The 14271-nt window shown below is 70.4% G+C and carries 15 protein-coding genes; 6 read left to right on the plus strand and 9 right to left on the minus strand.

The features are described 5' to 3' along the window. The first annotated feature begins 70 nt into the window (after window positions 1-70). The 4 genes from PYS65_RS24770 to PYS65_RS24785 all read left to right on the plus strand — a co-directional run bounded on the left by PYS65_RS24770 (window position 71) and on the right by PYS65_RS24785 (window position 2209). On the plus strand, window positions 71-289 hold the full coding sequence (locus PYS65_RS24770) for a hypothetical protein (RefSeq protein ID WP_279338059.1): 219 nt from the start codon (window positions 71-73) through the stop codon (window positions 287-289). After that, window positions 286-501: a hypothetical protein gene (locus PYS65_RS24775; protein ID WP_279336144.1), complete on the plus strand. Its 216-nt coding sequence runs from the start codon at window positions 286-288 to the stop codon at window positions 499-501. The genes PYS65_RS24770 and PYS65_RS24775 overlap by 4 nt, the downstream gene beginning before the upstream one ends. Before the next feature lie 66 nt (window positions 502-567). Further along, window positions 568-1314: a DNA repair protein RecO gene (gene recO, locus PYS65_RS24780; protein WP_279336145.1), complete on the plus strand. Its 747-nt coding sequence runs from the start codon at window positions 568-570 to the stop codon at window positions 1312-1314. Between the two features lie 46 nt (window positions 1315-1360). Continuing rightward, on the plus strand, window positions 1361-2209 hold the full coding sequence (locus PYS65_RS24785) for an isoprenyl transferase (RefSeq protein WP_279336146.1): 849 nt from the start codon (window positions 1361-1363) through the stop codon (window positions 2207-2209). 76 nt (window positions 2210-2285) lie between these two features. On the opposite strand, the gene PYS65_RS24790 is transcribed toward PYS65_RS24785, so the two are convergent. From PYS65_RS24790 to PYS65_RS24805, 4 genes are all read right to left on the minus strand, one after another. Beyond that, window positions 2286-2708: a Fur family transcriptional regulator gene (locus PYS65_RS24790; protein ID WP_279336147.1), complete on the minus strand. Its 423-nt coding sequence runs from the start codon at window positions 2706-2708 to the stop codon at window positions 2286-2288. Window positions 2709-2779: 71 nt separating this feature from the next. Next, window positions 2780-3682 carry a metal ABC transporter permease gene (locus PYS65_RS24795; protein ID WP_279336148.1) on the minus strand — a complete coding sequence of 301 codons (903 nt, stop codon included), beginning with the start codon at window positions 3680-3682 and terminating at the stop codon, window positions 2780-2782. Window positions 3683-3685: 3 nt separating this feature from the next. Then, on the minus strand, window positions 3686-4456 hold the full coding sequence (locus PYS65_RS24800; protein ID WP_279336149.1) for a metal ABC transporter ATP-binding protein: 771 nt from the start codon (window positions 4454-4456) through the stop codon (window positions 3686-3688). A gap of 43 nt (window positions 4457-4499) precedes the next feature. Beyond that, window positions 4500-5483, minus strand: coding sequence for a metal ABC transporter substrate-binding protein (locus PYS65_RS24805; protein WP_279336150.1), 984 nt, complete (start codon window positions 5481-5483; stop codon window positions 4500-4502). A gap of 160 nt (window positions 5484-5643) precedes the next feature. Between PYS65_RS24805 and PYS65_RS24810 the strand changes: the two genes are divergently transcribed. Then, window positions 5644-7026: a glycine--tRNA ligase gene (locus tag PYS65_RS24810; RefSeq protein ID WP_279336151.1), complete on the plus strand. Its 1383-nt coding sequence runs from the start codon at window positions 5644-5646 to the stop codon at window positions 7024-7026. 65 nt (window positions 7027-7091) lie between these two features. Here the strand turns inward: PYS65_RS24810 and PYS65_RS24815 are convergent, their stop codons facing one another. Together PYS65_RS24815 and PYS65_RS24820 are read right to left on the minus strand one after the other, a co-directional pair. Further along, window positions 7092-7298, minus strand: a complete 207-nt coding sequence (locus PYS65_RS24815; protein WP_279336152.1) for a hypothetical protein — start codon at window positions 7296-7298, stop codon at window positions 7092-7094. A gap of 78 nt (window positions 7299-7376) precedes the next feature. Then, complete coding sequence (locus PYS65_RS24820; protein ID WP_279336153.1) at window positions 7377-8822, minus strand: MFS transporter; 1446 nt, start codon at window positions 8820-8822, stop codon at window positions 7377-7379. Window positions 8823-8901: 79 nt separating this feature from the next. Here PYS65_RS24820 and dusB point away from each other — a divergent pair, with 79 nt between their 5' ends. Continuing rightward, the gene (gene dusB / locus PYS65_RS24825) at window positions 8902-10107 is read left to right on the plus strand and encodes a tRNA dihydrouridine synthase DusB (RefSeq protein WP_387041518.1); all 1206 of its coding nucleotides are present in this window, start codon (window positions 8902-8904) and stop codon (window positions 10105-10107) included. Between the two features lie 83 nt (window positions 10108-10190). Here dusB and PYS65_RS24830 read toward each other — a convergent pair whose 3' ends face one another. From PYS65_RS24830 to PYS65_RS24840, 3 genes are all read right to left on the minus strand, one after another. Beyond that, a complete protein-coding gene (locus PYS65_RS24830; protein ID WP_279336155.1) occupies window positions 10191-10328 on the minus strand; it encodes a methionine/alanine import family NSS transporter small subunit in 138 nt (45 codons plus the stop codon). Beyond that, window positions 10328-11905, minus strand: a complete 1578-nt coding sequence (locus PYS65_RS24835; protein ID WP_279336156.1) for a sodium-dependent transporter — start codon at window positions 11903-11905, stop codon at window positions 10328-10330. The genes PYS65_RS24830 and PYS65_RS24835 overlap by 1 nt, the downstream gene beginning before the upstream one ends. A 158-nt stretch (window positions 11906-12063) precedes the next feature. Beyond that, window positions 12064-13896, minus strand: a complete 1833-nt coding sequence (locus tag PYS65_RS24840; RefSeq protein WP_423836121.1) for an LTA synthase family protein — start codon at window positions 13894-13896, stop codon at window positions 12064-12066. Window positions 13897-14271: the final 375 nt, after the last annotated feature.

The following is a 14271-nucleotide window of genomic DNA, read 5'->3' on the forward strand; positions in this document are numbered from 1 at the left end:
CTTCCGAGTGTAGGTTCCGGCGGGCACCTTAAGGAGCGGAAGCGTGAATGCCGAAAAGAAGGGGATCAGGGTGAAGGCACAGCACTCGGCGCTCTGCGTCGAAGAAGCGGAGGAAGTGGTGAAAGAATTGCGGGCGTTACTCGCGAAGGCCGGAATTACCCTGCCGTCACTGGGGCTGGACCCGGTGAGTCTTGCGCGGGAGGCGCCCTGTCCGCTCGTCGACCTGGGGCGGTGCTCCGTGGACACCGCACGGCGGATCGCGGCCGTGATGGCCGCGGCGGCCCGATGAAACCGCCGGTCGGCGTGTACGTCGTGGACACCCGGACCGAGCGGATCGGCATCGTGATGGGGCACGAGGGGCCCTACGTCCAGCTGAGACCGTACGGCGGCGGCCGGGAGTGGGACGCCGAGCCGGTCGCCCTGCGCCGGGCGACCCCCGCGGAGCGGCTGCGCGCGGCGACCGCGTACGCCAACGCGCGCAGCCGGGGAGAGCGGCCGTGAGCCGGGTGACACGGATGTGGACGGTGCGGGTGATGGGGTGTCCCGGGCGTGCGCGAGAATGGGGGCATGAGTCTGTTCCGCGACGACGGCATCGTGCTGCGCACCCAGAAGCTGGGTGAAGCGGACCGGATCATCACGCTGCTCACGCGCGGTCACGGACGGGTACGCGCCGTGGCGAGGGGGGTGCGCCGGACGAAGTCCAAGTTCGGCGCCCGCCTCGAACCGTTCTCTCACGTGGACGTGCAGTTCTTCGCCAAGGGCAGCGAGCTGATCGGGCGCGGGCTCCCGCTGTGCACCCAGAGCGAGACCATCGCGCCGTACGGCAGCGGGATCGTCACCGACTACGCCCGCTACACCGCCGGAACGGCCATGCTCGAGACCGCCGAGCGGTTCACCGACAACGAGGGCGAGCCGGCCGTGCAGCAGTACCTGCTGCTCGTGGGCGCCCTCAGGACCCTCGCCCGCGGCGAGCACGCACCGCATCTCGTCCTCGACGCGTTCCTGCTGCGCTCCCTCGCCGTCAACGGGTACGCCCCGACCTTCGGGGACTGCGCGCGGTGCGGGATGCCCGGGCCGAACCGGTTCTTCTCGGTCGCCTCCGGCGGTTCCGTCTGCGTCGACTGCCGGGTGCCCGGCAGCGTCGTACCCTCGCCGGAGGCCCTGGAACTGCTCGGCGCGCTGCTGACGGGGGACTGGGAGACCGCGGACGCGTGCGAGGAGCGGCACGTCCGGGAGGGGAGCGGGCTGGTCTCCGCCTACCTGCACTGGCACCTCGAGCGCGGGCTGCGCTCACTGCGGTACGTCGAGAAGTAACCAGCACCCACAGAGCAGCACCAGCCAGAGGGAGACGAGGAAGCACATGGCCGTACGCGGGTTCCTGGGACGTCAGCGCCGGGAGTACAGGACGCCGGAACCGCACCCCTCCGGCGCGCGGCCCCCGAGGTTCCCCGGCGAGCTGGTCCCCAAGCACGTGGCGATCGTCATGGACGGCAACGGCCGCTGGGCCAAGGAACGGGGCCTGCCGCGCACCGAGGGGCACAAGGTCGGCGCCGAGCGGGTGCTGGACGTGCTCCAGGGCGGGATAGAGATGGGCGTGGGCGCCATCTCGTTGTACGCCTTCTCCACCGAGAACTGGAAGCGCTCGCCGGACGAGGTGCGCTTCCTGATGAACTTCAACCGGGACTTCATCCGCAAGTCCCGCGACGAGCTCGACGCCCTCGGGATCCGGGTGCGCTGGGTGGGCCGGATGCCCAAGCTGTGGAAGTCGGTGGCCAAGGAGCTCCAGATCGCCCAGGAGCAGACCAAGGACAACGACCGGCTCACGCTCTACTTCTGCATGAACTACGGCGGCCGCGCCGAGATCGCCGACGCGGCGCAAGCCATGGCCGAGGACGTGAAGGCCGGACGCCTCGACCCGGGAAAGATCACCGAGAAGACCCTGCAGAGCTACCTGTACTACCCGGACATGCCGGACGTGGACCTGTTCCTGCGGCCGAGCGGTGAGCAGCGTACGTCCAACTACCTGCTGTGGCAGAGCGCCTACGCGGAGATGGTCTTCCAGGACGTCCTGTGGCCGGACTTCGACCGCCGGGACCTGTGGCGGGCGTGCCTGGAGTTCGCCTCCCGCGACCGGCGCTTCGGCGGGGCGATCCCGAACGAGGAGCTGCTGGCCATGGAGGGCCGGCAGCCGGAGGAAAGCCAGCAGTAACGGGGACGGGCGCAGGACACGGCGAAGGGCGCGGAGACGATCTCCGCGCCCTTCGCCGTGTCCTGCGCCCGCGACCTCAGTCGTCGCGGCCGGCCGCCGCGCACTCCGCGCAGGTGCCGAAGATCTCCACCGTGTGGGCCACGTTGACGAAGCCGTGTTCGGCGGCGACGGCCTCCGCCCAGGTCTCCACGACCGGGCCCTCGACCTCGACCGCCTTGCCGCAGGTGCGGCAGACCAGGTGGTGGTGGTGCTCGCCGGTGGAACAGCGGCGGTAGACGGACTCCCCTTCGGCGGTCCGCAACACGTCGACCTCGCCGGCCTCGGCGAGGGACTGCAAGGTGCGGTACACCGTGGTGAGCCCCACCGAGTCGCCCTTGTGCTTGAGCATGTCGTGCAGTTCCTGCGCACTGCGGAACTCGTCGACATCCTGGAGCGCAGCCGCCACAGCGGCCCGCTGCCTGGTGGCGCGGCCCTTCACGGGCGGTCCAGCGGTGGTCACCGGTTTCCTCCTCACGTCCGAGTCTGCCGCGGCCATTGTGCCAGTCCGGGGAAGATCGGGGCCGGGAGCAGTCAGGCGCCGGCCCGGCCGGTGGGGGTCCGGCCTGCCGGGACCGCGCATTCCGCGGGCTCCGGGGCGGGCCGTGCGGCGGCCAGGGTGCGGGCGCGGCGGCGGGCCAGCGGGGCGGCCAGCGCGGTCAGCACGAGGAACGCGGCGATCGTCAGCAGCACGATCGTCGCGCCGGGCGGCACGTCCTGGTAGTACGAGGTGACCGTGCCGCCGAGGGACACGGCCACGCCGATGGCGACGGCGATGGCGAAGGTGGCGGCGAAGCTGCGGCTGAGCGCCTGGGCGGCGGCGACCGGCACCACCATCAGCGCGCTCACCAGCAGCAGGCCGACCACGCGCATCGCGACGGTGACGGTGAGCGCCGCCGTGACGGCGGTGAGCAGGTTCAAAAACCGCACCGGCAGGCCCGTGACCCGCGCGAACTCCTCGTCCTGGCTGACCGCGAACAGCTGGCGGCGCAGACCGAGGGTGACCAGCACCACGAAGGCGGCCAGCAGGCAGATGGCCGTGACGTCGGACTCGGAGACCGTCGACAGGGAGCCGAAGAGGTACGAGGTGAGGTTCGCGTTGGAGCCGGTCGGGGCGAGGTTGATGAACATGACACCGCCCGCCATGCCTCCGTAGAAGAGCATGGCGAGGGCGATGTCGCCGCGGGTCCTGCCGTACCAGCGGATCAGCTCCATGAGGACGGCGCCGAGGACGGAGACCAGGGCCGCCATCCACACCGGCGACCAGGAGAGCAGGAAGCCGAGGCCGACGCCGGTCATCGCGACGTGCCCGATGCCGTCGCCCATGAGGGCCTGGCGGCGCTGTACGAGGTAGATGCCGACCGCGGGGGCGGTGATGCCGACCAGGACGGCCGCCAGCAGCGCCCGCTGCATGAAGGCGTAGTTCAGGATTTCCATGGATCAGCTCAGCAGTCCCGTGCGGATCGGTTCGACGCCCGCGGGTGCGTGCGGGTGTACGTGGTCGTGGCCGGGCAGGGCGTGCTGGCCGACCGCCTTCGGGGGCGGGCCGTCGTGCACGACGCAGCCGTCGCGCAGCACGACCGCCCGGTCGATCAGGGGTTCCAGCGGGCCCAGCTCGTGCAGGACGAGCAGGACGGTGGTGCCCTTGGCGACCTGCTCGCGCAGCGTCCTGGCGAGCACTTCCTGGCTGCCCAGGTCGACGCCCGCCATCGGTTCGTCCAGGATCAGCAGCTCGGGCTCGGCGGCGAGCGCGCGGGCGATCAGGACCCGCTGGTGCTGGCCGCCGGAGAGGGCGTCCACCGAGTCCTTCGCCCGGTCGGCCATGCCGACCAGGTCCAGGGCGCGGTGCACGGCCTCGCGGTCGGCCTTGCGGAACACGCCGAAGCGGGTGCGGGAGAGCCGGCCGGAGGAGACGACCTCGGTCAGCGTGGCGGGCACACCGCTCGCGGCCGTGGTGCGCTGCGGTACGTATCCCACGCGCGCCCAGTCGCGGAACCGGCGCCGCGGGGTGCCGAACAGCTCGACCTCGCCGGCGACGACCGGCACCTGGCCGATGACGCTGCGCACGGCCGTCGACTTGCCGGAGCCGTTGGCGCCGAGCAGGGCGACCACCTCGCCGCGGTGCACGGTGAGGTCGATGCCGCGCAGCACGGGGCGCGAGCCGAGCTCGGCGTGGACACCGCGCAGGGATATGACGGGCTCGGTGCTCATGCTGCCGTCCTCATGCCGGTGTCCTCCCGGTGGTCGAAGTGGGTCACTCGGTGCCCAGCGCCGTCTGCAGGGCCTGCAGGTTGGATTCCATGACCTGGAAGTAGTCGTCGCCGCGGGACTTGTCGGTGATGCCCTCGAGCGGGTCGAGGACGTCGGTCCTGAGTCCGGCGTCGCGGGCGACGGTCTTCGCCGCCCGGTCGCTGGTCAGCGTCTCGTAGAAGACGGTGGTCACCCCGTCGGCCTTGGCGGTCTCGGTGAGCTGCTTCACGCGCGCCGCGCTGGGCTCGGCCTCGGGGGAGAGGCCGTTGATGGCCTCCTCGGTCAGGCCGTAGCGCGCGGCGAGGTGGCCGAAGGCGGCGTGGGTGGTGACGAAGACGTCGGTCTTCCGGTGTCCGAGGCCGGCCTCGAACTCGGCGTCGAGGTCGTTCAGCTTGCCGACCAGGGCCTCGGTGTTCTTCTTGTAGTCGGCGGCGTGGCCGGGGTCGGCCTTCTGGAAGGCCTTGCCGACGCCCTCGGCGACCTCGGCGTACTTGACCGGGTCGAGCCAGACGTGGGGGTCCTGGCCGTCGTGGCTGTGGTCGTGCCCGTGGTCGTCGTGACCGGGCTCGTCGTGCCCGTGCTCGTCGTCGTGGCCGCCGGACCCGGCGTCGTGGTCGAGGGAGGTCAGCGTGGCCGCGTCGATCTTCGTCCGCACGTCGGACTGGCCGATGGCCTCGTCGACGGTGGGCTGCAGGCCCTTGAGGTAGAGCGCCGCGTCGGCCTCCTCGAGCTGCGCGGTCTGCTTGGCGCTGATCTCCAGGTCGTGCGGCTCCTGGCCCGGCTGGGTCAGACTGGTGACGTTCACATGGTCGCCGCCGATCTGCTCGGCGAGGAACGCCACGGGGTAGAACGAGGCGACGACCTCGAACCGGTCGGTGTCGCCCCCGGCCGCGCTGCTGCCGGGGGAGCAGGCGGACAGGGTGCCGAGGGCGGCTGCGGTGACCGCGGTCGCCGCAGCCGCGGGTATGAGGCGTCGTCGTACGTTCATGACTCCCATTTTCAACAAACATGGAAACCGTTGTCAACAAGCTGGGCGAGAGGCCCGTGGCAGGCCCTAATTGGTCCAGGGGCAGGGCCCGCCGGTAGCCTGAGGGCTTCGCTGGAAGCATCCTCGCTTCGTCGCCCGTCGTCGTAATGAAGAGAGCACTGTGGCCGCCGACAAGATCGACACCATCGTCAGCCTGAGCAAGCGCCGAGGCTTCGTATTCCCCTGCAGTGAGATCTACGGCGGCCAGCGTGCCGCCTGGGACTACGGGCCGCTGGGTGTCGAGCTCAAGGAGAACCTCAAGCGCCAGTGGTGGCGCTACATGGTGACTTCGCGTGAGGACGTGGTCGGCATCGACTCGTCGGTGATCCTGGCCCCTGAGGTGTGGGTGGCCTCCGGTCACGTCGCCACCTTCTCGGACCCGCTCACCGAGTGCACCGCCTGTCACAAGCGGTTCCGCGCGGACCACCTGGAAGAGGCGTACGAGGAGAAGAAGGGCCGCGCCCCGGAGAACGGCCTCGCCGACATCAACTGCCCCAACTGCGGCAACAAGGGCCAGTTCACCGAGCCCAAGCAGTTCTCGGGTCTGCTCTCCACCCACCTCGGCCCGACCCAGGACTCCGGCTCCGTCGCCTACCTGCGCCCCGAGACCGCCCAGGGCATCTTCACCAACTTCGCCCAGGTGCAGACCACTTCGCGCCGCAAGCCGCCGTTCGGCATCGCCCAGATCGGCAAGTCCTTCCGCAACGAGATCACGCCCGGCAACTTCATCTTCCGCACCCGCGAGTTCGAGCAGATGGAGATGGAGTTCTTCGTCAAGCCGGGCGAGGACGAGCAGTGGCAGGAATACTGGATGGAGCAGCGCTGGAACTGGTACACCGGCCTCGGCATGCGCGAGGAGAACATGCGGTGGTACGAGCACCCGCAGGAGAAGCTCTCCCACTACTCCAAGCGCACCGCCGACATCGAGTACCGCTTCCAGTTCGGCGGCAGCGAGTGGGGTGAGCTCGAGGGCGTCGCCAACCGCACCGACTACGACCTCGGCGCCCACTCCAAGGCCTCCGGCCAGGACCTCTCCTACTTCGACCAGGAGGCAGGCGAGCGCTGGACGCCGTACGTCATCGAGCCGGCGGCCGGTCTCGGCCGGGCGATGCTCGCCTTCCTGATCGACGCCTACGTCGAGGACGAGGCGCCCAACGCCAAGGGCAAGCTGGAGAAGCGCACGGTGCTGCGCCTCGACCCGCGCCTGGCCCCGGTGAAGGTCGCGGTGCTCCCGCTCTCCCGCAACCCGGAGCTCTCGCCGAAGGCCAAGGGCCTCGCCCAGGCGCTGCGGCAGAACTGGAACATCGAGTTCGACGACGCCGGTGCCATCGGCCGCCGCTACCGCCGCCAGGACGAGATCGGTACGCCGTTCTGCGTCACGGTCGACTTCGACACCCTGGACGACAACGCGGTGACGGTGCGCGAGCGCGACACCATGAAGCAGGAGCGGGTCTCCCTCGACCAGATCGAGGGCTACCTGGCGAGCCGCCTGATCGGCTGCTGACGTCGTAGCAGCTCGACTCCGTCGAACCCGCCCCGGGCAGCGCCTCCCGCGCCGCCCGGGGCGGTTCACGTTCTTGTGGGGTCCACCGTCGCCTGGTGGGCCTGGGCCAGGTGTTCCTCCGCCTTCAGCCAGGGGAGGAACTGGGCGCGTCTGCGCCAGTCGCACGTCTCGCAGTTGATCGTGCGCTGCACCCCGGTGCGCCGTATCCGTACGACGTGTTCCCGGCCGTGCTGGTCCCAACGGCTGACCTTGCTGGTGTCGATCTGTGGCATGACGCAGAGTGTGCAGCAAGAGCAACATCAACAGGGATCGAGGGCGGGTGAATGCGGTGAAGGGCCGGCCGGGTGCGGCTACGCCTCCACGCCGGCCGCCTCGCGGATCTCCGCCGACTCCAGCCGCTCGGCCGTCCGCAGCGCGGTGGCGCGGGCCCAGCGCCCGGAGGTCACCGCACCCACCACCAGTACCGCGAGCCCGCACGCGGTGAGGATCCACCAGCCGGGCCGCGCCGCCGACACGAAGCTCTCCGCGTACGACGAGGAGCCCACCCCCGCCGCCAGCACCGCGCCCACCACCGCGACCCCGAGCGCCTGGCCCAGCTGCCGGCTGGTGGAGGCCACCGCCGCGGCCACCCCGGCCTGGGCGCGGGGCATGCCGGAGACGGCGGTGTTGGTGATGGGGGCGTTGACGAAGCCGAAGCCGACGCCGAACAGGACGTACCCGGTGAACAGCGTGACGTCGGACGTCTCGGCCTCGAAGAGGGCGAAGAGCAGGCCGCTCACCGTCAGCGCGCCGCCCGCGACCAGCAGCGGCACCCTGGGGCCCCGGCTGCCGACCAGACGGCCGGAGAGCGGGGCGCACAGGAAGGTCGGGACGGCCATGGGAAGCATCCACAGACCGGCGTCCAGGGCGCTCAGGCCCCGTACGTTCTGCAGGTAGAGCGTGGAGAGGAACAGGAACCCGCCGAGCGCGGCGAACGCGCTCACCGCGATCACGGTGGCCCCGCTGAACGGTGCCGAACGGAAGAAGCGCAGGTCGATCAGGGGTTCGTGGCGGCGGGACTCGTAGATCAGCAGGGCGGTCAGGGCCGCCAGCGAGAGGAGGGCGAAGGGGGCGGTGGCGGAGAGCGCCACGTGCGGTGCCTCGATGATGGCGTACGTCAGGGAGCCGAACAGGACGATGACCAGCAGCTGGCCGACCGGGTCGGCGCGGCGGGCCTCGGGGGCGCGGGACTCCGGGACGAAGCGCAGGGTGAGGACGAGGGCGGCGAGACCGACCGGCAGGTTGATCCAGAAGATGGAGCGCCAGCCGACGGAGTCCACCAGCAACCCCCCGATCAGGGGGCCCGCCGCCATCGAGAGGCCGACGACCGCGCCCCAGGCGCCGATCGCGCGGGCGCGTTCACGGGGGTCGGTGAAGGTGTTGGTGATGATCGACATGGCGACCGGGTTGAGCATCGAACCGCCCACCGCCTGCACCATGCGGAAGACGACCAGCGCCTCCAGGCTCGGGGCGAGCGAGCACAGTACCGAGCCGAGGGTGAAGACGACCAGCCCCGCCATGAAGACCCGCTTGCGGCCGATCCGGTCGGCCGTGGAGCCCGCCAGCATCAGCAGCGAGGCGAGCACGAGGGTGTACGCGTCGATGGTCCACTGGAGGCCCGCGGTGCTCGCGTGCAGGTCCCGCTGGAGGGACGGCAGGGCGACGTTCAGCACCGTGTTGTCCAGGCTCACGATGAGCAGGCTCATGCAGCAGATCGCGAGCACGAGGAGGCGTCGGCGCGGGCTGAGCTCGGGCATGGGGTCCATCGTACGCGCGGTTCGATAGTGCGGTTAACTAATGGTCGCTGCATATGTGTCGTCCCGGGCGGCTCTCCGGATGCGGGACAATGGGGGAATGCCCACGCCCACGCCCACCCCGGCTCAGTCCCCGTCGAACCGGCCGGACCACTCGGACCACTCGGACCTGACGGTCGGCCCCTACGCGGTCCGGCCGCCCGTCGTGCTGGCTCCCATGGCCGGGATCACCAACGCGCCCTTCCGCACCCTGTGCCGGGAGTTCAGCGGGGGCAAGGGGCTGTTCGTCAGCGAGATGATCACCACCCGGGCGCTGGTCGAACGCAACGAGAAGACCATGCAGCTGATCAGGTTCGACGCGAGCGAGACGCCGCGTTCGATCCAGCTGTACGGCGTCGACCCGGCGACCGTCGGCAAGGCCGTCCGCATGATCGCGGAAGAGGACCTCGCCGACCACATCGACCTCAACTTCGGCTGCCCGGTGCCGAAGGTGACCCGCAAGGGCGGCGGCTCGGCCCTGCCCTACAAGCGGAACCTGCTGCGCTCCATCCTGCGGGAGGCGGTGAGCGGCGCCGGGGACCTGCCGGTCACGATGAAGATGCGCAAGGGCATCGACGACGACCACCTGACCTATCTGGACGCCGGCCGCATCGCCGTCGAGGAGGGCGTGAGCGCCGTCGCCCTGCACGGCCGCACCGCCGCCCAGCACTACGGCGGCACCGCCGACTGGGAGGCCATCGCCCGGCTGAAGGAGCACGTGCCGGAGATCCCCGTGCTCGGCAACGGCGACATCTGGTCCGCCGACGACGCGCTGCGCATGGTGCGCGAGACGGGCTGCGACGGGGTCGTGGTGGGGCGCGGCTGCCTGGGCCGGCCGTGGCTCTTCGCCGACCTGGTCGCGGCCTTCGAGGGCCGGGACGACTTCCGCAGGCCCACGCTGCGCGTGGTCGCCGACGTCATGGTCCGGCACGCGACCCTGCTCGGGGAGTGGATCGGGGACGAGTCGCGCGGGGTGATCGACTTCCGCAAGCACGTCGCCTGGTACCTGAAGGGCTTCGCGGTCGGCTCGGAGATGCGCAAGCGGCTCGCGATCACCTCGTCCCTCGAGGCGCTGCGGGCCGGGCTGGACGAGCTGGACCTGGACCAGCCCTGGCCGGCCGGCGCGGACGGTCCCCGCGGCCGTACGTCCGGCAACAACCGGGTGGCGCTGCCGGACGGCTGGCTGAAGGACCCGTACGACTGCGCGGACCTCGGCGCGGACGCCGAACTCGACACGTCCGGCGGCTGACCGGCGCCGCCCGCGGGCGGCTTCGGAAGCCGTACGGCTCTGCTCCCCGGGGGAACAGAGCCGTACGGGTGTGTCCGAACCGCTCAGGCCGTCGGCTGCGCCGGGGCCGCGTCGTCCTCGGGACGCTCGGGGTGGCGGCGCAGGTGGATGATGGCGCCCACCAGACCGCCCCAGACGATCACGATGGCCACGATCAGCATGATGATCGCACTCGTCGACATCAGTTCTTCCCCCCTTCCAGTACCTCGGAGCCGGAGCCCGCCTCCACGCCTGCCTCGGCGTCGGCATCGGCTTCGGCTTCGGCGTCGACTTCGGCGTCGGCGGAGCGCCAGGGCACCAGACTGAGGATCACGCCGACGAGCAGTGCCGCCGCGGCGACGCCCCAGCCCGCCCAGAGCAGGAACTCCGTCGGGTAGCCCGCGTAGTTCTCGGCGAACTCCGCCCGCAGGCTGTCGACCATCATCCAGCCGAGCACCAGCGGGGTGACGATGCCGAGGCAGATCAGCCACCAGCGGCCGACCCGCATCGTGGAGATGTCGTTGGCGTGCTTCTGGAGGGCGGGCAGCCGCCGCAGCAGCCAGCCCACGACGACGAGCACGACCAGCGCGGCGAGCGTGATGCCGTACTGGTTGATGAAGTGGTCCGCCGCGTCCAGCAGGTAGATGCCGCTGTCGGTCGGGAAGACGAGGATCGACACCAGGGCGATGGCCCCGCCGACGCCCAGGACCGCCGGGACCCGGCGGATACCGGTGCGGTCCTGCACGGCGGCGATGACGACCTGCACGATGCTGATCAGCGAGGTGAGACCGGCCAGCACCAGCGAGGCGAAGAACAGCACGCCGAACAGTGCGCCCATCGGCATCTGGGAGATGACCGTCGGGAACGCCACGAACGCCAGGCCGATGCCGGAGCTCGCGACCTCGTTGACCCCGACGCCCTGGGCCGCGGCCATGAAGCCGAGGGTGGCGAACACCCCGATGCCCGCGAGGATCTCGAAGGCGCTGTTGGCGAAGCCGGCGACCATCGCGGAGCCGGTGATGTCCGAGCGCTTCCGCAGGTACGAGGCGTACGTGATCATGATGCCGAAGCCGATGGACAGCGAGAAGAAGATCTGTCCGTACGCGGCGACCCACACGCTGCCGTCGCCGAGCGCCGACCAGTCCGGCCGGAACAGCCCGTCCAGTCCCTTGCCGGCGCCGTCGAGTGTGAGCGCACGGCCGACCAGGACGACGAAGAAGAGCACCAGCAGCGGGATGAAGAACTTGTTGGCCTTCTCGATCCCGTTGCGGATGCCGAGCGCCAGGATGACCAGGACGACCACCCAGACCGCGATGAGAGGCCAGAGGACACCGTCGACGTAGGAGGACACGGGGCCGGGGGTCTCGGCGGCCTGGAGGAACTCGCCGAAGAAGAAGGCGTTGGCGTCGCTGCCCCACTGCTCGCCGAAGGAGTAGCCGATGTAGCGCACCGCCCAGGCGAGGATCACGGCGTAGTAGGCGGCGACCACGAAACAGATCGCGACCTGCCACCAGCCGATCACCTCCGCGGGCCTGGACAGCTTGCGGAAGGCCGCCGGGGGCGACTTCCGGTATCTGTGGCCGATCGAGTACTCGAGGATGAGCAACGGGATACCGGCGGTCAGCAGCGCGACGAGATACGGCAGGAGGAAGGCCCCGCCGCCGTTCTCGTAGGCAACGGCGGGGAAGCGCCAGATGTTGCCGAGGCCGATCGCCGATCCGATCGCGGCGAACAGGAAGCCTGTGCGACTTCCCCACTGCTCACGGGAAGGACTGGACATGATCACGGTTCCTTGGTCATTTTTTTGCGTAGCGCGGCACGCTAGCAACAGGAACGCCTGGTGAACAGAGGTATCCGGATAACGGTCACGTGCGCCGCCGCCGGGCCCGGCACGGGGTATCGTCCGAGGTCACGCGGGGTTGCGCGGCCGATCACGATTCAGCGTCCGGTCGGGTGCGGGACGGAACCGTAGGCCTTCAGGAAACGGTCACGGAACGCGTCCATCTTCCACACGGGCGCGTCCTCGGCCGGCCTGAGGCCCTCCGTCCAGTTCCAGTCGGCGATCCTCTCCAGCACCTTCGGGTCCTTGGCGACGATCGTCACCGGCACGTCCCGGCTCGCCCGCAGGCCGCTGACCCGGGCGACGGGCTGGTGGTCGCCGAGGAAGACGAGGACGGTGTCGTCGGTGCCGTAGCGCTCCAGCCACTGGGTGAGGGCGGTCACCGAGTACGTGACCGACCTGCCGTACTCCTGACGGGACTTGGTGGTGTCCGTCATCAGACTGCCGGGGTCCTTCCCCGCCTGCTGGATGGCCTCGAAGACGGAGCCGTCGCCGAGTTCGTCCCAGCCGACCATCTCGGGCAGGGGCGCCCAGGGCTGGTGACTGGAGGTCAGGATGATCTCCGCCATCAGGTTCCTGCCCCGGTCGCGCTCCTTGCCGTGCTCCAGGTGCTGGAAGGCTTCGAGGGTGTACTGGTCCGGCATCGTCGACCAGCTGAACTTCGGTCCCTGGTAACCCAGTTGGAAGGCGTTGTAGACCTTGTCGAGGCCGAACCACTGCGCCTCGGGCCAGCCCTTCTGGACGCCCGGCATGACGCCGACGGTGTCCCACGCCCCGGACTTCTGGAACGCCTTGGTGAGGGTGAGGCGGTCGTTCGAGGTGGCGGTGCGGTAGCGCTGCTGGTTGTCGATCCACAGGCCGGACAGTGCCGTCGAGTGGCCGAGCCAGCTGCTGCCGCCGAACGTCGCCGAGGTCAGCCAGCCGCTCCGGGCCCGGTACCCCGCCTCCGCGAGGGTCTCGGTGCCGGTGTCGAGGGTGCGGGTGACGCCGGGGGCGATCACCGGGTCCTCCAGGGCGGTGCGGCCGTAGCTCTCGATGAACGTGATGAGCACGTCCTTGCCGCGCAGGTCGGGCAGGAGCCGGTCGGGGGGTGTGGCCGCGAAGGTGTCGGACCGCGCCACCTTCTCGAACTGCGCCTCGTCGTGCAGTGTGTTCACCACGCGCCGGGCCTGCACCTTCACCGCCGCCGAGGCCCGGTCGGAGGCGACCGGCGTACCGAGGACCTGCACACCCAGGGCGGTGCAGGTGATCCACACGGTGCCCGCGACGAGGGTGCCCCGGGTGGCCCGCGCGCGGTGCCGGGCCAGCAGCTCGCTCAGCCGGACGGCGGCCAGCGCCATCACGACCACCAGGAGCAGGGCGAGGGTGATCGCGCCGAGGGTGGCGGCCGTGGCGGTCGCGGGGCCCATCGAGTCCTCGACATAGGCCAGGGCGTCGTCGAGCAGCCCCCAGTCGAGGACCAGGTTGAAGCCCCGGCCCAGGTACTCCTTGAACCCGATGTCCAGCAGGTTCAGCACGGTCAGCACGGCGAGGCCGACCCCGTACAGCACGGCCGCGACGATCCGGGGCCGGCGCGGCAGGGCGGGGAGCAGCGCGGCCCCGATGATCGCCTCGGCCGGTATCCGGGTGAACCGGTCGGGGCGCAGGGCGCCGGCGGTGTTGGGCAGCAGAAGGGCGCCGAGCACCAGCGCGGCGGCGAGGAGGTGCAGGGTCAGGCGGGCGGCGCGTACGGCGCGGGGGTGCCGGTCGCGCAGCGCGGCGCAGCGGGTGCGGAAGGCGCTGAGCGGAGGGAAGGCGCCGAGCGGGCGGAAGGCGCGGATGACCGGAGAGGTGGGGCGGGTCTCCTCCCCCTGCTTCTCGCCCCGCTTGCGGTCCCCTCGTTTCTCTTCGGTGGTCCGTGTCGGCCGGTGCAGGCGTGTGAAGACAGGCACCCGAGGTCCTTCCGTGCAAAACCCGGTGAGGAGGCGGACCCGGCGTGGGGGTCCGGATCCGCCACAGTTCCGTACGGGTGTGCGGGCCGGTTCGTTCAACGGTCCGTCCCGCCGTGCGGACCGGAGGTACGAGAGGCGTCCGCATGGTGAAATTCCGGCGACCGTGACGGCGTGATTCTCGCCACCCTTGATCAGGGGGGCGCTCAGATGAGCGGATCATGGGCGGCTGCATTTCTCAAAGGATGGCACCCAGTGCCATCTCCTGATCGTTCATCGAGCGAAAACAAACGTGCCGAACATCGCTCAGATGAGCACGTAGAGCGTGCAATCCGGAATCCTTGCGTTCAAGAAGTGAACACATGGAGCGGCGATTTC

This window comes from Streptomyces cathayae (genome assembly GCF_029760955.1).
GTDB classification, from domain to species: Bacteria; Actinomycetota; Actinomycetes; order Streptomycetales; family Streptomycetaceae; genus Streptomyces; species Streptomyces cathayae.

Excerpts from the sequence above, each read along its gene's own strand:
- PYS65_RS24775 (WP_279336144.1), top strand. The coding sequence starts at position 286 with ATGAAACCGCCGGTCGGCGTGTACGTCGTGGACACCCGGACCGAGCGG.
- recO (WP_279336145.1), top strand. The coding sequence starts at position 568 with ATGAGTCTGTTCCGCGACGACGGCATCGTGCTGCGCACCCAGAAGCTG.
- PYS65_RS24785 (WP_279336146.1), top strand. The coding sequence starts at position 1,361 with ATGGCCGTACGCGGGTTCCTGGGACGTCAGCGCCGGGAGTACAGGACG.
- PYS65_RS24795 (WP_279336148.1), bottom strand. The coding sequence starts at position 3,682 with ATGGAAATCCTGAACTACGCCTTCATGCAGCGGGCGCTGCTGGCGGCC.
- PYS65_RS24800 (WP_279336149.1), bottom strand. The coding sequence starts at position 4,456 with ATGAGCACCGAGCCCGTCATATCCCTGCGCGGTGTCCACGCCGAGCTC.
- PYS65_RS24805 (WP_279336150.1), bottom strand. The coding sequence starts at position 5,483 with ATGAACGTACGACGACGCCTCATACCCGCGGCTGCGGCGACCGCGGTC.
- PYS65_RS24815 (WP_279336152.1), bottom strand. The coding sequence starts at position 7,298 with ATGCCACAGATCGACACCAGCAAGGTCAGCCGTTGGGACCAGCACGGC.
- PYS65_RS24820 (WP_279336153.1), bottom strand. The coding sequence starts at position 8,822 with ATGCCCGAGCTCAGCCCGCGCCGACGCCTCCTCGTGCTCGCGATCTGC.
- dusB (WP_387041518.1), top strand. The coding sequence starts at position 8,902 with ATGCGGGACAATGGGGGAATGCCCACGCCCACGCCCACCCCGGCTCAG.
- PYS65_RS24830 (WP_279336155.1), bottom strand. The coding sequence starts at position 10,328 with ATGTCGACGAGTGCGATCATCATGCTGATCGTGGCCATCGTGATCGTC.
- PYS65_RS24835 (WP_279336156.1), bottom strand. The coding sequence starts at position 11,905 with ATGTCCAGTCCTTCCCGTGAGCAGTGGGGAAGTCGCACAGGCTTCCTG.